This is a genomic window from Agrobacterium sp. CGMCC 11546, from assembly GCF_013365515.1.
GTDB lineage: Bacteria > Pseudomonadota > Alphaproteobacteria > Rhizobiales > Rhizobiaceae > Agrobacterium > Agrobacterium fabrum.
Map to the genome: position 1 here is coordinate 1,349,079 of NZ_CP047388.1, position 26,169 is coordinate 1,375,247.

Sequence of the window (26,169 nt, forward strand, 5' to 3'; positions counted from 1 at the left end):
ATAACGTGACCAATCGACTTTCTTCCCTTGCGCTGCCGCATCTGCCAAAAGACGTGCTTTTGCCCGCCTATGACCGCAAAACGGTGACGCCGGGCATCGTGCATCTCGGCGTCGGCGCCTTTCACCGCGCCCATCAGGCCGTGTTCATCGATGATTGCCTGGCGCGCGGCGAAACCGGCTGGGGCATTGTCGCGGCCTCGCTGCGCAGCTCCGATACGCGCGATGCCATCGCGCCACAGGACAATCTCTATACATTCTGCCTGCGTGACGGTGAAAACGAGACGTTGCGGATCGTCGGTTCCATCCTCGAGACCATCGTTGCCCCTGAGGATCCGGAGCGGCTGCTGCGGGCCATGACCGATCCGCGGGTCAGGATCGTCATTTTGACGGTGACGGAAAAGGGCTATCTCGCCGATTTGTCGGCGGGCACGCTTCTTCGTGATCATCCCGATGTCGTCCATGATCTGGAACGTCCGCAAAAGCCGCGCTCCGCGCTCGGCTTTCTGCTGGAAGCGACAAGGCGCCGGCGGGTCGCCGGGGCTGTGCCGCTGACTTTGCTTTCCTGCGACAATCTCCCGTCCAACGGCCGCATCCTGCACCGGCTTCTGGTGGAGATGGCCGGTCTCACCGATAAGGATCTCGCTGAGTTCATCACGGAAAACCTCTCGTGCCCCTGCGTCATGGTGGACCGCATCGTGCCCGCCACTACCGCCACCGACCGCGAACGGGTGACGGTACGTCTCGGCTGCGAGGATGCCTGGCCGGTGATTGCGGAACCTTATTTCCGCTGGGTGATCGAGGATCGCTTTCCGCACGGTCGCCCCGGCATCGAGCTGTCGGGTGCCGAAATCGTCGATGGGGTCGAGCCTTATGAGCATATGAAGCTCAGAATGCTGAACGGCGCTCACACCGCCATGGCCGCGATCGGCCAATGCAGCGGGCTGGAGACGATCGCCGATATCTATGCCGATCCGCGGGTGCGCGGGTACATCGATCGTTACTGGCGGGAGGTGGGTTCGACATTGAGCCCCGCCGTCAGCGGCCCGGATTATGTCGCCGGTCTGCGCCAGCGTTTTGCCAACCCCGCACTTCGCCACCGCGCCACCCAGATAGCTTCGGACGCTTCCCAGAAAGTGCCGCAACGCATTCTCGCGCCACTTGCGGAGCTGCGTGCCGCAGGCGCGCCGCATACAGCCGCTCTTTTTGCCGTCGCCCTGTGGATACGGTCCTGCGCGGCGCTGAACGAGCGGGGAGAAGCAATTGTCATGGCCGATCCCGCCTTTGCGGAGTGGGGTGTGCCGACCGGTAACGGCGAGGAGCCGGATGCGGTGATCGACCGGTTTTTAACATTCCGTCGCGTTTTCGGTCCTGAATGGCTGGCGGACGAGGCGTTCGTTACGGCGCTTCGGGCGGCCTATCGCGACATCGTCCAATACGGCGCGCTCGGCGCCATCGAACGGCATTTTTCGGAGGAGTAGACTATGAAGGAAACCTGGCGCTGGTTCGGTGAATCGGACCCCATCACCTTGGAGCATGTGCGGCAGACGGGTGCGAGCGGCGTTGTAACGGCGCTGCACCAGATCCCCGACGGCACGGCTTGGCCGGCGGAAGAGATCGCCAAACGCAAGGCGATGATCGAAGCGGCCGGTCTGGAATGGAGCGTCTGCGAATCCATTCCGATGGAACAGTCCGTTAAGCGCGGCGACGCCGATGCCCCGAAAGCGATTGCGCGCTGGAAGGATACGCTCGCCCGCCTCGGCCACGCTGGCGTTCCCGTCGTCTGCTACAATTTCATGCCTGTCGTGGACTGGACGCGCACCAATCTGCGCTGGCAATCCCGCAATACCGGATTGGCACTGCGCTTCGAAATGGCGGATTTCGTCGCTTATGACGTGTTCATCCTGAAGCGTGTTCGCGCTGCTGAAAATTACGACCCTGCGCTGGTGGCGCGAGCCGAGAACCGTTTTGCGCAAATGAGCGAAGAGGAGCAGTCGCTTCTGGAGCGGAACATCATCGCCGGTCTTCCGGGCGGCGCATTGGTGCAGACGCGAGAGTCCATCGCCGCGCTGATTGCTTCGTTCGACGGCATCGACAGCGCGACCATGCAGGGCAATCTTCTGGCCTTTCTGAAAGAGGTCGTGCCGGTGGCGGAAGAGGTGGGCGTGCATCTTGGCATCCACCCCGATGATCCGCCATTCTCGCTCTTCGGCCTGCCGCGCGTGGTCTCGACGCCTTCGGATATTCGCGCCATCCTGTCGGCCGTTGAAAGCCCGAACAACGGTATCACCCTTTGCACCGGCTCCTACGGTGCCCGCAGCGACAACGATCTTGTGGCGATGGCACAGGAATTCGCATCCCGCATCAATTTTGCCCATCTGCGAAATGTCACCGTCGAGGCGGATGGTTCTTTCTTCGAGGACGATCATCTGGATGGCGGAACGGACATGATCGGCGTCATCGAGGCATTGTTGCGCGAAGAGCAGGCCGCTGCCAAGGCCGGACGCCGGACCAATATTCCGATGCGGCCGGACCACGGCCATCTGCTGGGTGACGACATCACCAAAAAGACCAACCCCGGCTATTCCTATATCGGCCGCATGAAGGGTCTCGGCGAACTTCGTGGTGTCATCCGTACCGTCGAGCGCCAGCTTCGCCGAGAGGAGGGGGCCGCATGAAAACCCGCAAACTCGGACGCACCGCACTGTCGCTGAGTGAGCTTTCCTTCGGCGCTGCCGGTATCGGCAATCTCTATCGCAGCGTCAGCCGCGAGGATGCGATGGCGACGCTGCAAGCTGCCTGGGACGCCGGTATCCGCTATTTCGATACCGCGCCCTATTATGGGCAGGGCCTTTCCGAACGACGCGTCGGCGATTTTCTTCAGGGGAAACCACGCGATGCATTCGTGCTGTCCACCAAGGTCGGGCGGATCCTGAAGGCGGCGGAAGACGGCGTCACACCGGATTATGGTTTTGTCGATGCGCTGCCTTTCGTGGTGGAATACGACTACAGCTATGATGGCATCATGCGCTCGTATGAGCAGAGCCTTGCCCGGCTTGGCCTCGGCTCCGTGGATATTCTCTATGTCCACGATCTGGAGGCGACCACGCTTGGAGAGGAAGCCTATCGCCATCATTTCGGGATATTCACCGAAAGCGGCATCGAGGCGCTGCACGAGTTGAAGGCTAAAGGCCAGATCGGCGCATTCGGCCTTGGCGTAAACGAGGTTCCGGCCTGCCTGAACCTCATGGAGATCGACGAAATCGACTGCATCCTTCTGGCAGGCCGTTACACGCTGCTTGACCGTTCGGCTGCAGCGCGGCTGCTTGGCCGTTGCGCGGAAACTGGCACCTCGCTCATCATCGGCGGTGTCTTCAACTCGGGCATTCTTGCAACTGGCGCAAGGCCAGGCGCGACCTTCAATTACGCTGAGGCTGCACCTGAAGTCATGGAGCGGGTGCGCGCCATGGAGGCCCACGCCGCCGGCCATGGCGTCGCGCTCGCGGCCGCCGCTTTGCATTTTCCGCTGCAAAACGCCGATGTCGCCAGCGTGCTGATCGGCACGGCGAAACCGGACAGTCTCCGGCGCAATCTATCCATTTTCGAAACTGCGGTGCCGGCCGCCGCCTGGGCGGGTTTTGACACGCTCGCGCTTGAAGAATGACCGACGCGACAGGGAGGAGGACGCCATGGACCTGATTGATACTCACCAGCATCTGATCTTGCGGGGCAAACTCGGTTACGCCTGGACGCGCGGCGAGCCGAGCCTTGCGGGAAGCTTCACCCGGGCGGATTATGCAACTCTTGTCGAGGGCAGCGGTGTCATCGGCACGATCTTCATGGAAACCGGGGTCGATGACGGTGATTATCGGGCGGAAGCCCGGCTTGTTGCCGGCATGGTAGGGGAAGGCACCTTGCCGATGTTCGGCCAGATCGCCAGCTGCCGGCCGGAGACGAACCAGGGCTTCGACGCCTGGCTGGAGGAGTGCCGCCACCTCAAAGTTGTCGGCTTCCGGCGTATCCTCCAGGTCATGCCCGACGATACCAGCCGTGTGGAAAATTACCGGCGAAACGTGCGCAAGATCGGCAAGGCCGGATGGCCGGTCGATCTGTGTTTTCATTCGCGCCAGCTCGCAATTGCCGCCGAACTTGTCCGGGCCTGCCCCGACGTCCGCTTCATGCTCGACCATTGCGGCACGCCTGACATCGTCGGAAACGATTTCCCCGCCTGGAGCGAGCGCATGGCCGATCTGGCCAGCTTGCCCAATCTCTCCGTCAAGCTCTCCGGTGTCACCGCCTATTGTGCGCCGGGGCAAGCGACGCTGGAAAGCGTAAGGCCTTATGTGGAAACCGTATTGAACCTGTTCGCCCCGGCAAGAATGGTCTGGGGCGGTGACTGGCCGGTGGTCGATCTCGGCTCGGGCCTGCCGGAATGGATCGCCATGACGAGAGAGCTTCTGTCTACGCTTTCCCCGGATGAGCAGGCATCGATCGGCCATGGCAACGCCAGACGATTTTATCTGGCGACATAGGATGATCCTCAACCGGATAGGGTCTCGTTCATGCCGATAATGTCGCGCAAATTATCAGAGGTGGTGCGGGTGGTCGGGGTCGAACCGACACTCCTTGCGGAACCGGATTTTGAGTCCGGCGCGTCTACCAATTCCACCACACCCGCATTCGCTGCCGATTGTGTTTCAGTTCACTGAGGCAATGCCACGGCGTCTATCACGGGCGAGACCGTGCGTGCAAGCCCAAAAGCGGGAAATTTGCCTCGCGAAACGTTATGTTCGTGCGCCGTTAGGTGAGGCAAAAATCACGGGCCGCTATTTAAAAAAATCCGCAGGATTGCCGCGGCGAAGGCAATTCAATCGGTCGCGCCTGTTTCAAAATGATACACCTATGATTGAATTATTCGGATAATTTTAGATATCTCTAATAAATTAGTATATACGCAATTGCTAATTGAAACTATGATACCGAGGTGGAGTTTTCCACGCGGGGCGGGAGTAGCCAACTCATAGGGAGGAAATTATGAGGGCTCTTTCTCGCAATTTGTTACTGTCTGCCTGTCTTATCCTGCCGGTTAATGCCCATGCACTGGATATCGGGATCGGCGGAGAGAACGGGGTAAATGCTAGCGTGGGTGGCAATGGCAGCGGTGGTCTCGGGGTCGATGCCTCCGTTGGCGGCAGCGGCGGTGTCAACGCCAGTGCGGATGTCGGCGGCAGGAGCGGCGGCGGATTGGGTGCAGATGTCAACGCTTCGGTCGGTGGCAGCAATGGGGTCAACGCCAACGTCAACACATCCGTCGGTGGTGCCGGCGGTGTCAATGCCGCCGCCAAGGCTTCCGTCGGCGGCTCTGGCGGCATCAACGCCAATGTCGGTGCGAATGTGGGTGGATCGAGCGGTCTCGGCCTCGATGTCGGGCTCGGAATTGGTGGTTCAGGTTCGCCTGGCAATCCAGGTAACCCTGGGAATCCGGGAAATCCAGGCAATCCGAACAATCCAAATAATCCCGGTAGCAATCCGGGGCAACTTTCCCCTGGCGCCGTGCGTAATGCCATACAGGCCTATAACGACATGTCACGTATCGAGCAGATCAAGCTCGCCCGTCGGTGTGTCGATATTCTGGGTGGCGGATATGATGCTGCCCTGACGCAATTGTGCAAGATGATCCGGACGGCCTCGCGCTGAAGCCGGCCGCATTTGCCGAACTAATCCGAAGGGCGCCCCGGCGTCCTTCGGATTAGTTGCCCTTGCGTCCGAAGGATAGGATCTTCTGCCGCAGGCTGCGGGCGAGGTTGCGGGTATTGCGGTACATGTCCACCTGCGTGGAAACCTGCCGCACGTCGCGGTCGCTGTTCTGGGTCAGGCCGACGACCAGCGTCCCCATTTCCTGCCGTTCCTGCCAGAAGCGGCTCATGATCGGATGATCGGGCACGGCGCAGCTGTCGCTGCGCAGAATATTGGCGTCGTCCAGATGCCAGTCGGTGAGTTTCTGCACCAGCAGCTTGCCGGGCGAATATTGCGAATAGGTTTCGTCGAAGGCGGTTTTCCACGTATAGGCTTCGCCGGCCGTGATGAAGACCACCATGGATGCGATGGCGCTACCATTGAGATCGATGGTGTGGATACGGACGGCATCGGCTTCGGCGAGGTTGGTGATGGCCTCGCGGGCGAAAGCGGCGCGATACCGGTCGTTGACCAGCGCGGTGCGTTTGCGGCCCTTCCAGCCACTCGCCTCCAGCGCCAGAAATTCCTCCATCCGGTAGCGCACATCCTTCGGCTGGCGGGTCACGCTGTAGGAGAGGGATCCAAGTTTTTCGAGCTGGCGCCACTGCCTGCTCATTTCGCGCAGATGGTGTGGTGCAAGGGTGTTGCGCAGATAGGCCTTGCCATCAAGGAGGCTTTCCAGCATCGGCCGGTGATAATTGCCCGTCGTCGTCACCGGCAGGTTGCGGCTGAGCGCAATCGCCCTGAACATGCGCGCAAATGGCCCTTCCAGCCGCACATCCGGCAGGACAAGAACATTCGGCAGACGCATGTTCCGGTCGGAAAGGGCATCGAAAAGATTGTCGAGGGTTTCAGCTGCCCCTTCGGTATCGACCAGCGGTGTGCCGAGCGGCCCAAATGGATTGGCCCAGACGCGAATGATGGACGGACCAATGGAAAAACCTGGCTTTTCCACGGTAAAAGGCATCAGGAAGCGCATACGGCTTCTGGCGCCGTTCTCGTCGCGAATGAGGGCGAAGCGCACGGACTTGTCTTCGATACGTGGCATGGCGGGCGCAAGTAGCCGCCCGGTGAAGAAGACATTCGCCTCCATCACGCGGTTGGAAAGGAAGTCAAGTTCTTCCTGCATGTCGTAACCGAGTTGACCCGGATAGATGCAGAATTCCCGGCCGTCGCGTCCCACGCGCCGGCTGCTGTCTGCCGCGGGACGGTCACGCTCCGCAGACGCCAACAGCGCCGCGATGCGCGGGTCCTGAAAATCCGGATTCTTTGGATCGCTGGACATGCTTGTTGTTATACCGCCTTCCCAGTGTCTTAACCTGCCCGGGGATCGTTGAAAGCAAAAAGCACGATCCCGAGTGTGCGGCGAATGGCAATATGCAATAGCACAGCTTCCATGCACATGGCTATTGCCACCGCTGCCGCGGCCCCTGCCAGACCATAGACCGGAATGAGCGCCATGTTGAGTGCAATGTTGCAACCAAAGATAATAATATAAAGCACAACGCAAAGTTTTTGTTTGCCGGCCATATTCAGCAGCGTTTCTCCCGGGCCGATCATCGCTTTGGCGAGGAAACCGGCAAACAGGAAGAACATTAGCTGGTAACCCTGGACGAAGCCCGGGCCGAAAAGTGACAGCAGGAACGGACCTGCCAGAAGCACCATGCTACCGACGGCGAGCGATGGCCAGAAAGCCCAGCGTGCGGCCTGACCGGCAAAACCCGCAAGCCCCTGACGATCATTGGCCGACATCAGGGCGGCAAGACGTGGCGCGGCAGCCGCCTGCACGGAGAAAAACACGAATTGCATCAGCACGATGGTTTTCGCCGCCGCAAAATAGATGCCGACCTGATCGGGTGGCAGGTAAAGCCCGACAATCACCACGTCGGAATTGGTCATCAGGAAACCGATGCCATCGATCAGGAACATCGGGAAGGCGAACCTTATCCAGTGACGGAAATGAACCTTGCGGGCTGTGCTGCGGAAATGCCGGTTGAGCCGGCGGTTCATGAAGGCGAAGTGAAAGAGCGTGGTGACGTAGGTGGCCAGAAGGGCCATGAGCATGGCGGTGGTCGCGGTTTTTTCCGCGCCGAAATGGACCGCCGCCATCATGAACAGCAGGATCAGCACCGGGCGGACGATATAGGTGGGGCTGAGGGCGGAGACGGCCCAGCCATTGGCGCGCGCGGTGCCGTTCAACACATCGCCCAACGCCACCATCGGCAGGGTGAAAAGCGCCAGCGCAACCGGGATGAGATAATAGGAAGCGATGCGCTCGCCGAAGAAATACAGGAAAACAAAACCGAAAATTGCGAGCGCGCTGGCTGCAAGCATCGCGAAGACGCGTGCCGTCGACGTCAGCCCCATGATCTTGTCATGGGCTTCCTCTAGACGGTAGCCGGGTAAAAAGCGGATCACGGTCGTATGAAAACCGAGACAGGAAAGGTTGCCGAACAGGATCACCAGAACCCAGACAAAGGCGAAGAGGCCATATTCGAATTCGCCCATCAGGCGGGCAAGGATGATCTGGGAAATGAAGGCGATGCCGGCGCTGACGATGCGCACTGCAAAGGCAACGAGCGCCATGCGTTGAGCGCGCGAAACCTCATCTCTTCCGGAAAGAAGGACGGCAACTTTCGCCCCCAGCGGCGCAAGCTTTGCGCGCAGGCTTGCGGGTAAGGCTTTTTCCGCCGAGTTGAGGATAGCCATGATCCACACGCCATCATTTCCAGTTGAATAGGCAGTTCGACTGTAAGCGCTTATCCTTAACGAAGGGTTTGGGAGGCGCCGGCCTGTGTGCCGATATCATCCACCTCGCGTGGCCTGCGGACGCCGTTGAAGAGGAAAAGTGCGAGCGGGCTCCGGCGTATCGCCTGATGCAGCACATAGGCCGTTGCCGTCGTAGCTGCGACGATGATCGCGAATTCCAGGATCGGCGGCAGCGCGATCAGGATGAAGAGGATACCAAAAGTGTAAATCAGCGGATGATGAAACAGGTAAATGGTGAAGGACGCATCCGTCATGCGTCTCGCAAGCGGGCTTGGCCTGTCGAAATAGCGGCAGGCGAGGTCGATCAACAGACGGCTCGCTGCCACCGCAGCAATTGCGGAAACAAGGACCAAAAGGGCCGGAGTCGAAAAAGGATGTTGCAGGCGCAATGCCACCGCCGCACCAATAGCGCCCGCAGCGATGACAACGGTGGGAAAACCCGTCTGACGGAATTGGTGAAAAAGAGCGCGATTACGCTGCAACAGGGCGCCAAGCAGGAAGAAGGGCAGGTAGCGCGCATAGGGGTCGGAAGCACGCTCATAAAGAAGGAAGAGCCTGCTTCCACTGCTTGCCGCAAGCAGACCGGAACCATAGACCATCAACTCCCACAGAACCGGGAGGGTGCACAGTGTCGCGAAAACCAGGGTAGCGTGCCGCTGCTGCAAGCTGTTGAACCAGTTTCTGACATGGGTAAATGGCGGGTGTGCTGCCAGAAACAGAAGAGCTGCCAGCAGGACCGAATAGGCAATGAGGGCCGGCAGGAACCACAGATGCATGATCCACTGTTCGCTCGGGCGCAGCAAGCCGGGTAGGCTCTCAAGCAAATGGTCAGCGGGAATATCGCCTTTGGCGACGCTGGCCAGTTGCAGCAGGAACAGCTGTAATGGCCCGAGCAGAACCACGGCCACGATGAAGGGCACGCCGAGGCGCAGGAAACGCTGCCTCAGCCAGCGCATCTTGCCCTTCTTGCCGATGACCATGGTGGAAAAATACCCCGCCACCAGGAAGAATGTCGGCATGCGGAAGGTGACGAGCGCAGCACCCAATGCGCTCAGAAGCGGGCTGGTCTCGAAATCCTTGATGTCCCAGGGCAGAACGTGGCTGTAGAGCAGGGAGGCGTGGTAGGGAATGCCGAGCATCATCAGGAGAGCCCTTAGAGGGTCCCAGTAATGCTCATAGTCTGACTTGCCCGGTTGCATTTTTCCCCCGCGCCGAAAACGCGATCCCGCGTGCTCCGTGACGACCAACACGACTATTGGTGGAAAACGCTAATAAACCCTTCACGCGCCCGAAGGGGTAGGCGGCGCCTTTTTCTTGGGCAGAAGGTCGAGCACCAGCGCGCAGCCGAAAATGATGATGCCGGCGCCGAAAAGCTGGGGAAGCGACAGGGGTTCATCGAGCACCAGGGCGCCGACAAGCACCGCCACGACGGTGACGGCAAATTCCACGCTGATCGCCTTCGTTGCGCCGATTGAGGAGACCAGCTTGAAATAGGTGATATAGGTCAGGCCGCTCATGACGACCGCCTGTATCAGAAGATAACCGTAGTCAACGAGATCAGGTGTTCCGGGCAAGGGCACCGCGAAAAGAAGCGGCAGGGTCATCAGGCCGCCTGTCAGGAAGGAACCGATGGTGATTTCCCACGATCCAACCCCTTTGAGGTGCAGGCTCGCAAAATTACTGCCATAGGCCGCACAGATGCAGGCGGCGACAGCGGCAGCACAGCCGATGATAAAGCCGGATGTGACGGGAACAGCGGGAAAGCCGACGAGCAGAACGATACCGGCAAAGCCGATGACGAGACCGGCAATGCCCTGCCGCGTCAGGCGTTCCAGACCCCATATCTGCGAGATGAGCATCGAGAAAAGGGGAATGGTCGCCACCAATATGGCTGCCATCGCGGTGCCGATCTGTGGCGTCGCATAGGAAAGGCCGATCAGTTGCCCGGCGACCGTCGTTGCGCCGACGATTGCGAAAGCGCGCCAGCTGGCGGAAAATGCCAGCTTCCGGCGGGCTGCCCGCGCAATGAGATAAAGGGCGACAGCGGTTATAAGCGAGCGAAGCGTGACCGCGCCAATCCAGCCGAAGGCGGCGACGACATGCAGAAGCAGCAGGAAAGACACGCCCCACGTAATCGCGAGAAAAATATAGGCGGCAAGATCGCGAGGGGCCATGAAAGCAGTTTCCGCAAGGTGATCCGGCTCCCATATGGAAAGTGCCGATACCAGTCAACACCCCGGCCGGCAGCAATGATCCGGCACAAACAAAATCGCCCGTAACGCAGGTTACGGGCGACCGATTTCTGGCATAAAGCCCTGACCTTTTACGCCTGTTCGTAAACGCCATGGCAGTGCTTGTATTTCTTGCCGGAACCGCAGGGGCACATTTCATTGCGCCCGATACGGCCCCAGGTGGCGGGGTTATTCGGATCGCGCTCCTCGGCCGGCACGAAAGCGGCAGGCACGCCCAGCGCCATCTCGTCTTCGCCGGTGACGGGGTCGAGGTGATGGGCGGTCATCTCAGGCAGTTCCGGCTGCTGCGGTTCCTGCTGCACCAGTTCCACGCGCATCAGCTGGGCAGTCACGGCCTCGCGCAGATTGGTGAGCAGCGACTGGAACAGTTCGAAGGCTTCCGCCTTGTATTCCTGCAGCGGATCGCGCTGGGCGTAACCGCGGAAACCGACGACAGAGCGCAGATGGTCGAGATTGACGATATGTTCGCGCCACAGATGGTCGATCGTCTGGAGAATGACCGAGCGTTCCACATAGGTCATGATCTCGGGGCCGAAACGTTCGGCGCGCTCGGCGGCGTATGTGTCGGCCGCTTCGGTGACGCGCTGGAGAATATCGTCCTCGGCGATGCCTTCTTCCTTCGCCCATTCCTCCACCGGCAGGTCGAGGTTCAGGAACTGGGCGATACCAGCTTTCAGGCCGGCGATATCCCACTGCTCGGCATAGGCATTTTCAGGAATATGCTTGGTGACGAGCGCTTCGATGACCTCGTGGCGCATGTCGGCGGCGGTTTCACCGATATTGTCGGCTTCCATCAGCTCGAGGCGCTGATCGAAGATGACCTTGCGCTGGTCGTTCAAGACGTCGTCGTATTTCAGAAGGTTCTTGCGGGTCTCGAAGTTGCGGGCTTCGACCTTCTTCTGGGCACGTTCCAGCGCCTTGTTGATCCACGGATGGACGATGGCTTCGCCGTCCTTCAGGCCGAGCTTCTGGAGCATCGAGTCCATACGCTCGGAGCCGAAGATGCGCATCAGATCATCCTGAAGCGACAGGTAGAATTTCGAGCGGCCCGGGTCACCCTGACGGCCGGAACGGCCGCGCAGCTGGTTGTCGATACGGCGGCTTTCGTGGCGTTCGGTGGCGATGACGTAGAGACCGCCGGCGGCAAGCGCCTTTTCCTTCAGCACCTTGATCTCGGCGCGGATAGCCGCTTCCTTGGCATCAAGCTCCGGACCCGGCTCCATACCTTCCAGCTCGCGCTCGAGGCGCATGTCGACGTTGCCGCCGAGCTGGATGTCCGTACCACGACCGGCCATGTTGGTGGCGATGGTAACGGCGCCAGGAACGCCGGCCTGCGAAACGATATAGGCTTCCTGCTCGTGGTAACGGGCGTTCAGCACCTGGAAATCGGTAAAGCCGGACTGGCGCAGCATATGGGCCAGAAGCTCGGATTTTTCGATCGAGGTCGTGCCAACCAGAACCGGCTGGCCGCGCTCATGCGCCGCCTTGATCTCGGTGATGATCGCCAGGAACTTCTCTTCGCCGGTGCGGTAAACCTCGTCGTCCTCGTCGATACGCTGGATCGGCAGGTTGGTCGGCACTTCGATGACGTCGAGGCCATAGATGTTGCCGAACTCTTCCGCTTCTGTCGAAGCCGTACCGGTCATGCCGGCAAGCTTGGCATACATGCGGAAATAATTCTGGAAGGTGACGGAGGAGAGCGTCTGGTTTTCCGGCTGGATCTGCACTTTTTCCTTGGCTTCGAGAGCCTGGTGCTGACCTTCGGAATAACGGCGGCCCGGCATCATGCGGCCGGTGAATTCGTCGATGATGACGATTTCATCGTTGCGGACGATGTAGTCCTTGTCGCGGGTGAAGAGCTTGTGGGCCTTCAGCGCATTGTTGATGTGGTGAACGATGGCGACATTTTCGATGTCGTAAAGCGATTCGCCCTTCAGCAGACCCGCCTGACGCAGCAGGTTTTCGAGCTTCTCGGTGCCATCTTCGGAGAAGTTGGCCGAGCGCTGCTTCTCATCGATCTCGTAATCTTCCGGCGACAGAAGCGGGATGAAAGCGTCGATGGTGTTGTAAAGGTCGGAACGGTCGTCCAGTGGGCCGGAGATGATAAGCGGCGTGCGCGCTTCATCGACGAGGATCGAGTCGACTTCGTCGACGATCGCGTAGTTGTGGCCGCGCTGCACCATCTGGGCGCGATCATATTTCATGTTATCGCGCAGATAATCGAAGCCGAGTTCGTTATTCGTCGCGTAGGTGATGTCGCAGGCATAGGCCTCGCGGCGCTGGTCGTCGTCCAAACCGTGGACGATGACGCCGGTCGTCAGCCCGAGGAAGCCGTAGAGCTTGCTCATCGTGGCGGCGTCGCGCTTGGCGAGATAGTCGTTGACGGTGACGACATGCACGCCCTTGCCGGCGAGTGCGTTGAGGTAGACCGCAAGGGTCGCCACCAGCGTCTTGCCCTCACCGGTCTTCATTTCGGCAATGGCGCCGCCATGCAGAATCATGGCGCCGGTCAGCTGCACGTCGAACGGGCGCATGTGCAGAACGCGGCGCGATGCCTCGCGAGCGACGGCGAAAGCCGGGATCAGCAGATCGTCCAGCGTCTTGCCGTCGGCAAGCTGTTGGCGGAATTCCGCGGTCTTGGCCGCCAGCGCTTCGTCGGAGAGCGCCTTAGTGGCCTCTTCCAGCGCATTGATGGCTGCGATCTTGCTTTTATAGGAGCGGACGCGGCGTTCATTTGCCGAACCGAACAACTTGCGGGCTATTCCGCCGAGACTGACCATCTTACTGGCCCTTTCTGAAATTCCGTTTTGCCGGGCGCTTTTCTCCGTCACGCTGTTTTCAGCACAAATGACGGACTTCGCCCTTCAACGTATCTGGACGCGAGGTTGCGTGACAGATAAGAGGGGGGGCAAATGATGTCAACGGTTCTGCCCGTTACAGAATGGCCACATTCCGGTGTTTGGAAGTTTTTTCAGAGCCGGAAACCATGTCTGGAGCCGGCATTGTCCCCGAAAGGTTCAAAATGTTGCGCTATAATAAAATTGCGGCTGCGGTGATTGTGGCCACGCTCGGCCTCCAGCTTCCGGCCTTTGCACAGGAAGACAAGGTTGTCGCCAAGGTCGGCGATCTGGAAATCCACCAGTCCGAACTCGACCTCGCCATGGGTAACCTCGACCCCCAGCTCGCGCAGCTTCCCGATGAACAGAAGAAGGTCGCAGCCTTGTCCGGCGCGATCGACGTCAAGCTTCTCGTGAAGAATGCAGACGCCGAAGGTCTGGAAAAGACTGAAGATTTCAAGAAGCGCATGGAATTCATCAAGGATCGTGAGCTGCACAACGCTTATTTCCGCAAGCATGTGGTCGACGCCGTCACCAATGACGAAGTGAAGGCCCGCTACGACAAGGAAGTCGCAGCCCTGCCGCAGGAAGAAGAAATCAAGGCCGCGCACATCCTCGTCGCCAGCGAAGACGAAGCCAAGGACATCATCAAGCAGCTTGATTCGGGCAAGGATTTCGCCGCACTCGCCAAGGAAAAGTCGACCGATTCCAACAAGGATGACGGCGGTGATCTCGGCTGGTTCGGCAAGGGCCGCATGGTGCCGGAATTCGAAGAAGCCGCTTTCGGCCTCGAAAATGGCGCCTACACCAAGACCCCTGTCAAGACGCAGTTCGGCTTCCATGTCATCAAGCTGGAAGACAAGCGCATCGCCCCGCCGCCGGCTTTCGAGCAGGTCGAGCCTCAGGTTCGTCAGCTTGTCATGCGCGACAAATACGTTGCCCTCATCGAGAAGGCAAAGGCTGACCAGAAGATCGAAATCATGGATGAGACGCTGAAGAAGGGCTACGACGAAGCCACGAAGGAACAGCAGGCTCAGCCGCCGCAGCAGTAATAAATACCAATGTTACGGGGCGGCTTCGAGGCCGCCCCGTTTCATCTCAGGCTTTCCCAGACCCTCCCTTTCCAGAGTTTCAGGCGCTTCCCATGTCCGTTGCCGTTTCCCCGCTCGCTCCCAAATCCTATCCCGATATGCCCGCGCTGCGCGGCGTTCGCATGGCGACGGCTGCCGCCGGCATCAAGTACAAAAACCGCACCGACGTTCTCTTGATGGTGTTCGACAAGCCGGCAAGTGTGGCTGGCGTCTTCACCAAATCGAAATGCCCCTCGGCCCCCGTTGATTTCTGCCGCGCCAATCTCGGCGGCGGCGCGGCGCGAGCCGTGGTGGTCAATTCCGGCAATGCCAATGCGTTTACGGGCGTCAAGGGCAAGGCCGCGACCGAACTGACGGCGAAATCCGCCGCCGCTGCCGTCGGCTGCTCCGAAGGCGAAGTATTCCTGGCATCAACTGGCGTGATCGGCGAGCCGCTGGACGCCTCGAAATTTGCCGGTGTTCTCGGTGATATGAACGTCAGGGCGGAAGCCGATTTCTGGCAGGAAGCCGCCAAGGCGATCATGACGACCGACACCTATCCCAAGGTTTCGACCCGCACCGCCGAGATCGGCGGCGTGATCGTCACGATCAATGGTATTTCCAAAGGTGCCGGCATGATCGCGCCTGATATGGCGACGATGCTCTCCTTCGTGGTGACGGATGCCGACATCGAACCCGCCGCGCTGCAATCCTTGTTGTCCGCCGGTGTCGGCCCGACCTTCAATTCCGTGACGGTCGATAGCGACACGTCCACGTCGGACACGCTGATGCTGTTCGCCACGGGTGCGGCGGCAGAAGACGGTCAGGTAAAGGTGACGAGCGCCGATGACGAGCGCCTGTCCTCCTTCCGCGCCGCGCTCAACGATCTCCTGAAGGATTTGGCGCTGCAGGTGGTTCGTGACGGCGAAGGCGCGCGCAAGATGGTGGAAGTCACCGTGACAGGTGCGGAAAACGATGCCGCTGCCAAGAAAATTGCCCTTTCCATCGCCAATTCGCCGCTGGTGAAAACTGCCGTTGCAGGTGAAGACGCCAATTGGGGCCGCGTCGTCATGGCTGTCGGTAAATCAGGCGAAATGGCTGACCGTGACCGCCTCGCCATCTGGTTTGGCGGCGTGCGCGTGGCCGTGAACGGTGAACGCGATCCAGATTATTCGGAAGCGGAGACCACCGCCGTGATGCGGCTGGAAGATATTACGGTGAAGGTGGATATCGGCCTCGGCCAAGGCACGGCCACGGTCTGGACCTGCGATCTGACCAAGGAATATGTTGCGATCAACGGCGACTACCGGAGCTGACCGTTGGAATCGAAGAAAATGCAGGACAACAAGGCCGTCAATCTGCCGCTGGTTCGCCGTCTGGAAGCCGTCAGCTTCCGGGCATGGCCTGCCTCGTCGGTGATTTATGATGGCAGCTGGCAGATCCGTCTCACGGGTTCGCATCCCTCCAAACGTATCAACTGCGTGGTGCCGCTTGACCCGTCCGACTATGGCAACTGCGCGGTGCGGCTGGAAAAGGCGCGCAAGCGTTTCGAGGATTTCGGCCGGCCGCTGGTGGTGCGCGAAACGACGCTGATGCCGCCGCAACTCGTGGATTTTCTGATTGGCGATGGCTGGTCCGTCTTCGAAGAGGTGCTGGTTATGACGGCCGATCTCTCCAGCATGGAACTGCCGGAAACGCTGGTCAGCCTTCCCAGCCATGATATCGGTCGTTTTGTCGAAGCGAGCATCAAGGTGAGCGATGGCGATCCGGCGCTGCGCCCGGCAATCGCGGAAATCGTCAGTTCCATCAAGCCGACGCTCAGCCTCTTTATCAACGAGGAAGTGGAGGGCAACCCGCTCGCCACCATGATTTGCGTGCAGGATAACGATCTTGCCGGCGTCATCTCGCTCGATGTCGAAAAATCGCAGCGTAAAAAGGGACTGGGCACGCAGGTTCTGTCGTCGGCACTGCGGTGGGCCAGAATCAGCGGCGCCAAAACCGCCTGGCTGCAGGTGGTTTCCACCAATGCACCAGCGATCGCGCTTTATGAAAAATTCGGCTTCTCCGAGGCTTATCGTTATCGCTACTGGCAAAAGGGCACCGGCGAATGAGTGAGGCGGGCAAAAAAATCCTGCTGGTCGCCGCCTGTGCGCTTCTCGATCAGGATGGGCGCATTCTCCTGGCGCAGCGGCCGGAAGGCAAGTCGCTTGCTGGGCTGTGGGAATTTCCCGGCGGCAAGGTGGAGCAGGGCGAAACACCGGAAGAAACCCTTGTCCGCGAACTGGACGAGGAACTCGGCGTCAAAACCAAGGTCGCCTGTCTCGCACCGCTGACATTTGCCAGCCATACCTACGAGACCTTTCATCTTCTGATGCCGCTTTACGTGTGCCGCCGTTATGAAGGCATCGCCCATGGCCGGGAAGGACAGGCGCTGAAATGGGTCAAGCCCCAGGCGCTGCGCGATTATCCCATGCCGCCGGCCGATGAGCCGCTCATCCCCTTCCTTCAGGACTTGCTGTAAGAATCGAGGGGCCTCTGAGGCCCTCCTGCCTTATCCCGTCACAGCTTCGTGAAAACGCCCTTCGTGCACGGTTTTGCCGTGCCAAAACGGGGCTTCGTTAAGAGATCGTTCAGCACCCTCTGGCAGATTGTTAAGCTAAAGAAGCGGTAAACTGCGCGAGACGAGGTTGGTCATGAACGAGGATTTCTGGAAGACGGTGGAAGGTCGTCATTCGTATTCCAACAAATCCCGTCGCACCGGCGTACTCAATGTGGCGCTGTTGTTCGGCACGGCGGTCATCGCGCTCTCGCTGATCATCACTCCCATGCTTGCCGGAAAATCTCCCACGCGCGTGGCGCAGTTCCCCGACAATTACGACATGATCAGCACCGGCTCCATCAAGAAGACCGATGTGGGCAAGACCTATTCCATCCGCCGCAGTGTCACCCAGCCGATGCCGGAGATGCCCTGCGTGGTCACGGGTTACAGCAACGAGGGCGGTTGCTGATCATTTACCATCAACGGTAACGGATTCCTCATGTCGCCGACCTAGGATGGTGCTGAATTTCAACAGGGCGTGTGCCGGTTGTCGAAACGCACCGGATGGTGGATGGGGAATATCCTGTGCTGCATTTTTTTATCAATTTTTGCAAAAATGAAAACGGCGCGACAGCGATTGAATACGGCCTGATCGCAGGGATAATTTCCGCAGCGCTCATCGCCGGCCTCGGCAACATCAGCAGCGGTATCAATGCCGTGTTTCAGTTCATCGTCGACGCTTTTCCCAAGGGTTGAAAGCTCGCGCCGATCATTCAGGACAGTTTTACTTCTGTTGTCTTCAAGGCGTCAGCAAGGCGCATCTTGGCGGAGCCGGGCTTCAGGGGCTTTTGCTGGCTCTCATGCGGCGCCCAGCCCGATACATAGATGATGGAAAATGTCGCCCTTATCCGCCCGTCGGGATCGGAATAACGCTCGGCATAGAGTTCCGCCGCCCGCAGGAAAAAGGCGCGGTTGAGCGGCGTTCGGCTTCTGCTTGCCAGCGGGTTGGCCATGCCCATGGCGCGCAGGTCGCGCATCAGCGGGAAAATCGAATCATAACGCACCGTGTAGGTCTCTGCGTCGGTGACGGGAAGCGCAAAACCGGCGCGTTGCAGGAGCGCACCGACATCGCGCACATCGGCGAAGGGAATGACGCGCGGGCTGGCACCTCCGCTCAGCTCCGCTTCTGCGGTCAGCAAGACATCGCGCAGCTCATGCAGGGTGCCGCTGCCGGGAATGGCGCCGAGAAACAGACCATCGGGCTTCAATGCGCGCCTTATCTGGATCAGCGCACCGGGGGTGTCGTTGGTGAGATGCAGGGCAAGCGGTGAAACGATGAGATTGGCGGAGGCTTCCGCGAGCGGCAGATGCTCCATCGACGCCGTCTCAGGAATGTTTCCGTCCATCGCAAACGCGCTTTCGGTTTCGATGCGGCGAATGCTGTCCACTTTTCCCGTCTCGGCCAGCCGGCGGGCGGTGACGCCCGTTCCGCCGTGCAGTTCGATGGCCGTCTCGAACTTTCGCTCGACGATTGCAAGCCTGTCAGCCAGTTCTTCGGCCGCCATGTCAAGGAGAAACAGTGCCTTGTCGTCACGCCGGGTCCACGCCCGGTGGCGGTTTTGTTCGATCAGGGCCTGGTCAAAGAGAATATCCATCGTCTTGCCTGCTCGGCCTTCAGCGCCTTCTGGGTCGGCGGGCCGTATCGTTGCTGTCATGCCGCTTCGGGCATTATTTCCGGTGTCGCGCCGGAGCGTATCGCTCTCGCAAAGGCACCCGTTCGGCGCTAAAGTCAACCTCATGAGTGCTGGTGACGACTTGTTTTCGGGATTGCTGTCGAAGTCCGCCGTCGTGCCTTCCGCGGCACGCGAGGTGGCGCGTTCGTTCTTCCGCCTCGTCTATCCGCCGACCTGCGCCGGCTGCAATCGCATGACCGGTGGCGAAGGCGCCTTATGCCCCGATTGCTGGATGGATGTCGGCTTTATCGATCGCCCTTTCTGCGAGGTTCTGGGCATTCCCTTCGCGCGGGACCATGGAGAAGGTGTTGTCAGCGGGCGGGCAATCGCCGATCCGCCACCTTTCGATCGCCTGCGTAGCGTCGCCAGCCATGAGGGCACGGCCCGCAAGCTGGTTCACCGGTTGAAATATCAGGATCGCACCGATCTCGCCCGGTTGATGGCGCTGTGGATGTTGCGGGCAAGTGACGGGACGGTTGACGCCTGCGATTGCATCGTGCCGGTTCCGCTGCATCGCCGCCGCTTCCTGCACCGCCGTTTTAACCAGTCCGCTGAGCTGGCGCGGCATCTTTCCAAAGCCGCCGGCAAACCTTTGCTCGCCGGCACGCTGCTGCGCGTGAAGCCGACCGAGCGGCAGGTGGGGCTTTCCGCGCTTGCCCGTCGGGATAATGTGCGGGGCGCTTTTTCGCTCGCACCCGGCCGGGAGGCCGATATTTTCGGCAAGCGCGTGGTGCTGGTGGATGACGTCTATACGACAGGCGCGACGGTGGGCGCGGCAAGCCGCGCCCTGCGCAAGGCGGGTGCCGTGGATGTGACAGTTTTGACCTTTGCAATGGCCATTTCCGGCCCTATATGAAGCCTGAACGACGTGACTTTATCGTGCGTTTTGCCGCACGTTTGCGAGGCTCTGAAGAACATGGCACCGGTAACGATCTATACGCGGGATTTTTGTGGTTATTGTGCGCGCGCCAAGGCGCTGCTGGACATGAAGGGCGTCGATTACGCCGAATATAACGCCACCACGACGCCGGAATACCGGCAGGAAATGATCGAGAAATCCGGCGGCACGACCTTCCCGCAAATCTTCATCAACGGCCAGCATGTAGGCGGTTGTGACGATCTGCATGCGTTGGAACGTGCCGGCAAGCTGGATGCCATGCTGGCTGGCTGATCGGCAGGGTTTATGGAGGACGTGATGAGTTTCAAGGCTGCCGCCATCCAGATGCGCTCCGGCGTCGACCCGGTAAGGAACGCCGCCGATATGGAACGGCTGGTGCGCGCCGCCGCTGCGGAAGGGGCTGTGTATGTACAGACCCCGGAAATGACGGGCGCAATCCAGAAGGACAGGCAGGCGCTTCGTGCCCAGCTGCGTGATGACGATGGCGATATCATCGTAGCGACCGCCGCACGGCTGGCACGCGAACTCGGCATTCACGTCCATATCGGCTCCACGGCCATTGCCCGCCCGGATGGCAAGATCGCCAATCGCGGTTTTCTCTTCGCGCCGGATGGTTCGCGCATCTGCAGCTACGACAAGATCCATATGTTCGATGTCGATCTCGATAATGGCGAAAGCTGGCGTGAAAGTGCCGCTTACCAACCCGGTGAAGTGGCACGTATCGCCGGACTACCGTTGGCAAAATTCGGCTTTGCGATTTGTTATGACGTCCGTTTCCCTCAGCTTTTCCGGGCAGAAGCGCTGGCTGGTGCGGAGGTTCTGACGGTTCCGGCGGCCTTCACACGCCAGACGGGGGAAGCCCACTGGGAAATCCTGTTGCGTGCCCGTGCTATCGAAAACGGTGCTTTTGTCATCGCCGCCGCACAGGCCGGCGTTCACGAGGACGGTCGCGAGACATTCGGCCATTCCATCATCATCGACCCCTGGGGTAAGGTGCTGGCTTTGGCGGGCGGTGCGGGGGAAGAGATCATCTTTGCCGAGATCGACACGTCGCTGGTTGCGGCTGCGCGCGGCAAAATTCCCAATCTGCTCAATGCCCGCGAGTTCGGGCTGGACACCGTCATTCCCCTGAAACCTGCCGGAGGTGAGGCGGCGTGATCCGTTATGCGCTGGCCTGTGAAAAGGGCCATGAGTTTGAAGGCTGGTTTGCCGGTAGCGACGATTTCGACAATCAGTTGCAGCGCGGCTTGCTGTCTTGTCCGGTCTGCAATTCCGTTGAGGTCTCCAAGCTCCTGATGGCGCCTTCCGTCTCCACCGCCCGCAAGAGGGACGAACGCCAGACGCTCGCGATGGATTCCGCCAGGAAAGAGGCGCTTGCGAAAATCCGGGAAGCCGTTGCCAATATCCGCGCGAATGCGGAGGACGTCGGCGACAAGTTTCCCGAGGAAGCCCGCAAGATCCATTATGGCGAGGCGGATGAACGCGGCATTATCGGCAATGCCTCGGTACAGGAAGCCAAGGCCCTGCTGGACGAGGGCATAGAGATCGCGCCTCTGCCGGTGCTGCCCGACGACGTGAATTGAGTTTCTTCAGCTCGATATTGCCGCACCTAATCGCCTTCACGAGATGGCCGACCTGAGAGCGGCCCGTAAAAGCAGATAGGTTGTTTCACGCGGCCGCTGGGCGTTTCGCCATCATCATATAGTTGACTTCCATGTCCGGCGAGAGATTCCAGCGATCCTGGAGCACGTTATAGAAGACGCCGGTGCGGTGAATGATATCCATACCGCTCGCCACGATCGGCCGCTCGAGTTCTTCCGGGCGGACCAGCTTTTCATACTGGTGCGTGCCGCGCGGCAGCCAGCGCAGCACGTTTTCGGCGGCGAAGATTGCCAGCGCCCTAGCCTTCAGCGTGCGGTTTATGGTGGCGGCGAACATCAGCCCGCCGGGGCGCACCATTTTCGCGCAGGTGGTGACGAACAAATCGACATTGGCCACATGCTCCACCACCTCCATGTTGAGGATGACGTCGAAGCTTTCGCCGGCTTCCTGCAACTGTTCCGCGGTCACGGCGCGGTAATCAACGCTGACGCCGCTTTCCCGTGCATGGGTTGAGGCGATGCCGATATTCTTCTCCGAGGGATCGGCGCCCACCACGGTGGCACCCATGCGTGCCACGGGTTCGGACAGAAGGCCGCCGCCGCAGCCGATATCCAGCACGCGCAGCCCTTCCAGCGGGCGATGCGCCTTCGGGTTGCGGCCGAAATTCTCGCAGACGCGGTTGCGGATATATTCGAGCCGAACCGGATTGAATTTGTGCAACGGGCGGAACTTGCCTGTCGGGCTCCACCATTCCGCAGCCATCGCGGAGAAGCGATCCACCTCGCTCTGATCGACGGTCGTCTGTGCGGTCTCGCTCATGGGTCTGCTCCATATTGCTCTTGCATTGAAGTCGGATGATTGATCCCCGAAGTCAAGACCGGCGGTCTATTCCGCAGGTAAATTGTCGGGGGGCGCATTGCCGCAGATGGAACTGACACGGCACCTTGTTTGTTTCATGCTGCGTTCATGGAGGAACGCGTATTTTCCGATCGTGGCAGTATGCGGAACGCATGCTCGTCCATCGAATATGATGGATGCCGACAAGGGCAAAGCGGGCCTTTGCTTGAGGAGAAAGAAGTGAAGAGAAAACTATTTGGCGCACTAGCGCTGGTGGCGATGCTCGCTGCGCCGGCACTTGCAGAAGCTGCGACGCGCGGTTTCGCCACCGCAAATGTGAATATGCGCTCCGGCCCGAGCACGGCTTATCCGGCCGTCGTGGTGATCCCGGTTGGCGCACCATTGACGGTGCACGGCTGCCTGTCCGATACGCCGTGGTGCGACGTCTCTTTTGTCAATGGCCGTGGTTGGGTCGCCGGTCGTTATATCCAGACGACGTTCCGGCAAAACCGAGTCTACGTCGAGCCGCGTTATTATCGCGATCTCGGTGTTCCCGTGATCACCTTTGAAGCCGGCCGTTATTGGGACCGTTATTATCGCGACCGCGACTTTTACCGCGAGCGTGACCGCTGGCGTCGTCCGCCGCCATCAGGCGGTTACTGGAACGCGCCACCTCCGAGTGCCGGCTGGGATCGCCCGCGTCCGCGTGATGACTGGCGCGATGGCCGCCGGGATGACGGGCGCCGTGATGAATGGCGCGATCCGCGTCAGGGTGGCCCGAATGATGGTCGCTGGGAACGTCGTTACGGCGACTGGAACCAGGGTGACCGAAATCAGGACAGGCCACGTCGCGACGACGACCGCCGCCGTTGGGAAGATGAGAACCGCGACCGAAATCGTGATCGAGACAGCAATCGAGACGGCAATCGTGATCGCCCGCAAAATCAGTATGATGGTCAGCGTGGCCAGTTGGAAGGCCAGCCACGCCCGCCTGCACCAGCCCCGGATGCTCCTCTGCAGGGGTGCATAATCGGTAGTCCAGGTTGCGCCCAGCGCTAACAGACAAAGCCCGGCGAGATTTCGTCGGGCTTTTTCATTTGGGGCTTTGTTCGATGTATTCGTGCGGCGTTATTTCGCGGCAGTAGCCTTGCGGGCACGGCTCTTGGATTTTGCCGGTGCTTCCGCGTCCAGTGCGGCAACGTCAACAATCGCCGTAGGAGCGGCTTTTTTGCGAGTTGCCGGTTTTGTCGCTTCCGATGTCTTCAGCAGCGAAAATTCGTGCCTGGCCTGTTCCCAATGCTGCGCATCGCGGCCATGGGGATGGCCTTCCTTTTCCCAGAGTGTATATGCCCGTTTACTGATCCATTCGTTTTCCGAAACCTGCATGCTCGTCTCCCGTTGCTGTTTACAGCGCCTTTGTGAAGGCGACATTCCGCTTGGTCCGGCACACGCTCGACAGCAATCAATGCCGGCATTTCCACAACCTATTACATGCCATGATCTTTCGGGCGTCAAGCAAACATGCTGCATTGCGAAAGAGGATTTCTGGCATTTTCTCTCCTGCAAAGCGGTTTTGGCGAAAGACGTTCCCGCAGGACAAGATCAACGTTGCGTGATCGCGCCAAGGCCGCCAAGATGGGTGGATGCATGGCGGCGGAGGAGGCGGTCTTGGAACTGGCAAGGGAAGTGGAAACTGAGGTCATCGTCGAGACAAAAGGAGCGGCCGGCATCATCGGCCTCAATCGCCCGAAGGCCATCAACAGCCTGACGCTGCCGATGGTGCGCGCCCTGTTTCAGGCACTTCAGCGCTTCGAGGACGATCCCGCCATTTCCTGCGTGGTGTTGAGAGGAGAGGGCGAGAGAGGGCTCTGCGCTGGCGGTGATGTCCGTATCATCCATGATCTCGGCAATGCAGGCGACCCGCAAGTGCTGGATTTCTGGCGGGAGGAGTTTCCGCTCAACTATCGCATCGCCCGTTTCGGCAAGCCCTATGTGGCCTTGATGGACGGCATCGTCATGGGCGGCGGTGTCGGTATTTCCGCCCATGGCAGCCACCGCATCGTCACGGAGCGCACGCGGCTCGCCATGCCGGAAACGGGCATCGGTTATTTCCCCGATGTCGGCGGGTCCTGGCTTTTACCGAGGGCACCCGGCGAATGCGGTACCTGGCTGGGGTTGACGGGCAACGCCGTCACCGCTGCAGATGCGATTTATGCCGGTTTTGCCGACTATTGCGTGCCATCAGGACATCTCGACGAATTGGTGCAGGCTCTGTCGAAAGCCACCGATATCGAAGGTGTCGATGCGGCGATAGCGTCCTACGCCACTGACGAGGGCGAAGGCCTGCTGGCCGCAAATCGGGATATCATTGACGCGACATTCCGTTTCGACACGGTCGAGGAAACCTTCGCTGCGCTTTCGGCGCGTGAAGATGCTTTTTCACGCGAGACCCTCGAGATACTGCGTAAACGCTCTCCCACCAGTCTGAAACTGACCCTGAAGTTACTGCGCCTTGGCCGGGAAAGCGCGAGCCTGATCGAATGCCTGGAGCGCGAATTCGCCGCAGGCACGGAGATATTGCGGCAGCACGATTTTTACGAGGGCGTGCGTGCGGCCCTGGTCGATAAGGATCGCAATCCCCGCTGGCGGCCTGCACGGCTGGAAGAGGTGAGTGAAGAAGACCTTGCACCTTATTTTGCCGCGCATTCCGGCAATCTGTTTCCCGAGCATCGTCTTTAGCCTGACGCAAAAGAAATCCGTCTTCCCGCTCCATATGAAATCATCGCCTTTAGAAATTCAATTCTTTGGGCGAAATTTCCAATCTGCGCTTGCGCAAAGCACGACTATTTCTCGTCGCTGTTGCCGCCGCCGGTTATGTTGAGCACCATTCGAATTGCCGGGGGTATTCATGAAACGTCTTCTCATTATCGGTACTGCCATTGCCGCTCTTTTTGCAGGTGCGGCGCAGGCGCAGTCTCCGACCACCATTCTCAACGCGTCCTATGATGTCGCCCGTGAAGTTTTTGCGGCCGAGAACGAGGCGTTCATCAAGCTGCATCCGGGCATCACGGTCGATCAGTCGCATGCCGGCACTTCCAAGCAGGCGCGCGCCATCGTTGAGGGGCTGGAAGCCGATGTCGTCACCTTTAACCAGGTGACGGATGTCGATTTTCTGGTGAAGCAGAAGTTCGTGTCCGCCGACTGGAAAAAGGATTTCCCGAACGACGCCTCGCCGTTCTATTCCTTCCCGTCCTTCCTCGTGCGCGCCGGCAACCCCAAGAGTATCAAGGACTGGGACGATCTTGCCCGCGACGATGTGAAAGTGGTTTTCCCCAATCCGAAGACCTCGGGTAACGCCCGTTACACTTATCTCGCCGCCACGGCTTACGCCAAGGAGAAGTTCAACGGCGACGAGAAGAAGGTTCAGGAATTCGTCAAGAAAATCTTCGACAACACGCCAGTGTTCGATACCGGAGGCCGCGCAGCCACCACCACTTTCGTGGAGCGTGAAATCGGCGACGTGCTGATCACCTTCGAAGCCGAAACCCGCGGCATTGCCAAGCAATATGGCGCCGAGAAGGTGGAAGGCGTTGTGCCCTCGGTCAGCCTGCTCGCCGAATTCCCTGTCGCCGTGGTGGACAAGGTGGTCGACAAGCGCGGATCGCGTGAGCTGGCGAAGAGCTACCTGGACTTCCTCTATACCGAGGAAGGCCAGCGCATCGCCGCAGAATTCGGTCACCGCGTTCATGATGAAAAGGTCGTCGGCGAGTTCAAGGACAAGTTCCCGGCCATTCGCCTCGTCAACGTCAATGATGCCTTCGGCGGCTGGGAGAAAATCCAGAAAGAGCATTTTGCATCAGGCGCGACGCTTGATACGCTTTACGGCAGCCGTTAATCAC

Annotated in this window: 26 protein-coding genes and 1 tRNA gene; 18 read left to right on the forward strand and 9 right to left on the reverse strand. The window is 59.7% G+C overall.

Going from position 1 to position 26,169, the window contains the following annotated elements:
• The first annotated feature begins 5 nt into the window (after positions 1-5).
• From GSF67_RS20800 to GSF67_RS20815, 4 genes are read left to right on the forward strand one after another with little or no spacing between them, the layout of a single operon-like run.
• Positions 6-1,478 (forward strand): mannitol dehydrogenase family protein, encoded by a 1,473-nt coding sequence (locus GSF67_RS20800; protein ID WP_006315712.1) that lies wholly within the window; start codon positions 6-8, stop codon positions 1,476-1,478.
• 3 nt (positions 1,479-1,481) lie between these two features.
• Positions 1,482-2,675: a mannonate dehydratase gene (uxuA, locus tag GSF67_RS20805; RefSeq protein WP_006315713.1), complete on the forward strand. Its 1,194-nt coding sequence runs from the start codon at positions 1,482-1,484 to the stop codon at positions 2,673-2,675.
• Positions 2,672-3,661, forward strand: coding sequence for an aldo/keto reductase (locus tag GSF67_RS20810; protein ID WP_006315714.1), 990 nt, complete (start codon positions 2,672-2,674; stop codon positions 3,659-3,661). Before uxuA ends, GSF67_RS20810 begins: the two co-directional genes overlap by 4 nt.
• A gap of 25 nt (positions 3,662-3,686) precedes the next feature.
• The gene (locus GSF67_RS20815; protein WP_006315715.1) at positions 3,687-4,529 is read left to right on the forward strand and encodes an amidohydrolase; all 843 of its coding nucleotides are present in this window, start codon (positions 3,687-3,689) and stop codon (positions 4,527-4,529) included.
• A 61-nt stretch (positions 4,530-4,590) separates the two neighbouring features.
• On the opposite strand, the gene GSF67_RS20820 is transcribed toward GSF67_RS20815, so the two are convergent.
• A tRNA-Leu gene (locus GSF67_RS20820) sits at positions 4,591-4,675 on the reverse strand.
• 356 nt (positions 4,676-5,031) lie between these two features.
• Here GSF67_RS20820 and uppQ point away from each other — a divergent pair.
• Positions 5,032-5,694: a polysaccharide biosynthesis GNAT family N-acetyltransferase UppQ gene (gene uppQ, locus GSF67_RS20825; protein WP_006315717.1), complete on the forward strand. Its 663-nt coding sequence runs from the start codon at positions 5,032-5,034 to the stop codon at positions 5,692-5,694.
• Between the two features lie 52 nt (positions 5,695-5,746).
• On the opposite strand, the gene GSF67_RS20830 is transcribed toward uppQ, so the two are convergent.
• From GSF67_RS20830 to secA, 5 genes are all read right to left on the reverse strand, one after another.
• Positions 5,747-7,018: a GNAT family N-acetyltransferase gene (locus GSF67_RS20830; RefSeq protein WP_006315718.1), complete on the reverse strand. Its 1,272-nt coding sequence runs from the start codon at positions 7,016-7,018 to the stop codon at positions 5,747-5,749.
• A gap of 29 nt (positions 7,019-7,047) precedes the next feature.
• A complete protein-coding gene (gene uppV / locus GSF67_RS20835) occupies positions 7,048-8,442 on the reverse strand; it encodes a Wzx-type polysaccharide biosynthesis protein UppV (protein WP_035216450.1) in 1,395 nt (464 codons plus the stop codon).
• A 56-nt stretch (positions 8,443-8,498) separates the two neighbouring features.
• A complete protein-coding gene (mdoC, locus tag GSF67_RS20840) occupies positions 8,499-9,701 on the reverse strand; it encodes a glucans biosynthesis protein MdoC (RefSeq protein ID WP_083816019.1) in 1,203 nt (400 codons plus the stop codon).
• A gap of 81 nt (positions 9,702-9,782) precedes the next feature.
• Positions 9,783-10,676: a DMT family transporter gene (locus GSF67_RS20845; protein WP_006315723.1), complete on the reverse strand. Its 894-nt coding sequence runs from the start codon at positions 10,674-10,676 to the stop codon at positions 9,783-9,785.
• Positions 10,677-10,825: 149 nt separating this feature from the next.
• Complete coding sequence (gene secA / locus GSF67_RS20850; RefSeq protein ID WP_006315732.1) at positions 10,826-13,534, reverse strand: preprotein translocase subunit SecA; 2,709 nt, start codon at positions 13,532-13,534, stop codon at positions 10,826-10,828.
• 242 nt (positions 13,535-13,776) lie between these two features.
• Here secA and GSF67_RS20855 point away from each other — a divergent pair, with 242 nt between their 5' ends.
• The 6 genes from GSF67_RS20855 (at position 13,777) to GSF67_RS20880 (ending at position 17,956) form a co-directional block, all read left to right on the forward strand.
• Positions 13,777-14,643, forward strand: a complete 867-nt coding sequence (locus tag GSF67_RS20855; protein ID WP_035216477.1) for a peptidylprolyl isomerase — start codon at positions 13,777-13,779, stop codon at positions 14,641-14,643.
• A gap of 92 nt (positions 14,644-14,735) precedes the next feature.
• Positions 14,736-15,977, forward strand: a complete 1,242-nt coding sequence (gene argJ / locus GSF67_RS20860; protein WP_006315734.1) for a bifunctional glutamate N-acetyltransferase/amino-acid acetyltransferase ArgJ — start codon at positions 14,736-14,738, stop codon at positions 15,975-15,977.
• A gap of 18 nt (positions 15,978-15,995) precedes the next feature.
• Positions 15,996-16,772, forward strand: coding sequence for an N-acetyltransferase (locus tag GSF67_RS20865; RefSeq protein ID WP_035216479.1), 777 nt, complete (start codon positions 15,996-15,998; stop codon positions 16,770-16,772).
• Positions 16,769-17,182, forward strand: a complete 414-nt coding sequence (mutT, locus tag GSF67_RS20870) for an 8-oxo-dGTP diphosphatase MutT (RefSeq protein ID WP_006315742.1) — start codon at positions 16,769-16,771, stop codon at positions 17,180-17,182. The genes GSF67_RS20865 and mutT overlap by 4 nt, the downstream gene beginning before the upstream one ends.
• Before the next feature lie 172 nt (positions 17,183-17,354).
• Positions 17,355-17,669, forward strand: a complete 315-nt coding sequence (locus tag GSF67_RS20875) for a hypothetical protein (RefSeq protein ID WP_006315743.1) — start codon at positions 17,355-17,357, stop codon at positions 17,667-17,669.
• Between the two features lie 95 nt (positions 17,670-17,764).
• A complete protein-coding gene (locus GSF67_RS20880) occupies positions 17,765-17,956 on the forward strand; it encodes a Flp family type IVb pilin (protein ID WP_006315744.1) in 192 nt (63 codons plus the stop codon).
• Positions 17,957-17,973: 17 nt separating this feature from the next.
• Here the strand turns inward: GSF67_RS20880 and GSF67_RS20885 are convergent, their stop codons facing one another.
• Positions 17,974-18,855 (reverse strand): methyltransferase domain-containing protein, encoded by an 882-nt coding sequence (locus GSF67_RS20885; RefSeq protein WP_006315746.1) that lies wholly within the window; start codon positions 18,853-18,855, stop codon positions 17,974-17,976.
• A gap of 142 nt (positions 18,856-18,997) precedes the next feature.
• On the opposite strand from GSF67_RS20885, the gene GSF67_RS20890 reads away from it, so the two are divergent.
• The 4 genes from GSF67_RS20890 to GSF67_RS20905 are packed head-to-tail and all read left to right on the forward strand — an operon-like array spanning position 18,998 to position 21,414.
• Entirely contained in the window at positions 18,998-19,789 is a 792-nt protein-coding gene (locus GSF67_RS20890) for a ComF family protein (RefSeq protein WP_006315747.1), read from the forward strand.
• 60 nt (positions 19,790-19,849) lie between these two features.
• Positions 19,850-20,104, forward strand: a complete 255-nt coding sequence (grxC, locus tag GSF67_RS20895; RefSeq protein WP_006315748.1) for a glutaredoxin 3 — start codon at positions 19,850-19,852, stop codon at positions 20,102-20,104.
• Positions 20,105-20,128: 24 nt separating this feature from the next.
• Positions 20,129-20,989: a carbon-nitrogen hydrolase family protein gene (locus tag GSF67_RS20900; protein WP_006315749.1), complete on the forward strand. Its 861-nt coding sequence runs from the start codon at positions 20,129-20,131 to the stop codon at positions 20,987-20,989.
• Entirely contained in the window at positions 20,986-21,414 is a 429-nt protein-coding gene (locus GSF67_RS20905; RefSeq protein WP_006315750.1) for a DUF1178 family protein, read from the forward strand. Before GSF67_RS20900 ends, GSF67_RS20905 begins: the two co-directional genes overlap by 4 nt.
• Before the next feature lie 85 nt (positions 21,415-21,499).
• On the opposite strand, the gene ubiG is transcribed toward GSF67_RS20905, so the two are convergent.
• Entirely contained in the window at positions 21,500-22,252 is a 753-nt protein-coding gene (gene ubiG / locus GSF67_RS20910; RefSeq protein WP_006315751.1) for a bifunctional 2-polyprenyl-6-hydroxyphenol methylase/3-demethylubiquinol 3-O-methyltransferase UbiG, read from the reverse strand.
• 258 nt (positions 22,253-22,510) lie between these two features.
• Between ubiG and GSF67_RS20915 the strand changes: the two genes are divergently transcribed.
• Positions 22,511-23,329 carry an SH3 domain-containing protein gene (locus tag GSF67_RS20915; protein WP_035216456.1) on the forward strand — a complete coding sequence of 273 codons (819 nt, stop codon included), beginning with the start codon at positions 22,511-22,513 and terminating at the stop codon, positions 23,327-23,329.
• A 69-nt stretch (positions 23,330-23,398) separates the two neighbouring features.
• Here the strand turns inward: GSF67_RS20915 and GSF67_RS20920 are convergent, their stop codons facing one another.
• Positions 23,399-23,656 carry a DUF2934 domain-containing protein gene (locus GSF67_RS20920; RefSeq protein ID WP_006315755.1) on the reverse strand — a complete coding sequence of 86 codons (258 nt, stop codon included), beginning with the start codon at positions 23,654-23,656 and terminating at the stop codon, positions 23,399-23,401.
• Positions 23,657-23,917: 261 nt separating this feature from the next.
• On the opposite strand from GSF67_RS20920, the gene GSF67_RS20925 reads away from it, so the two are divergent.
• Together GSF67_RS20925 and cysP are read left to right on the forward strand one after the other, a co-directional pair.
• A complete protein-coding gene (locus GSF67_RS20925; protein ID WP_371814447.1) occupies positions 23,918-25,009 on the forward strand; it encodes an enoyl-CoA hydratase/isomerase family protein in 1,092 nt (363 codons plus the stop codon).
• A 169-nt stretch (positions 25,010-25,178) separates the two neighbouring features.
• The gene (gene cysP, locus GSF67_RS20930) at positions 25,179-26,165 is read left to right on the forward strand and encodes a thiosulfate ABC transporter substrate-binding protein CysP (protein WP_006315763.1); all 987 of its coding nucleotides are present in this window, start codon (positions 25,179-25,181) and stop codon (positions 26,163-26,165) included.
• Positions 26,166-26,169: the final 4 nt, after the last annotated feature.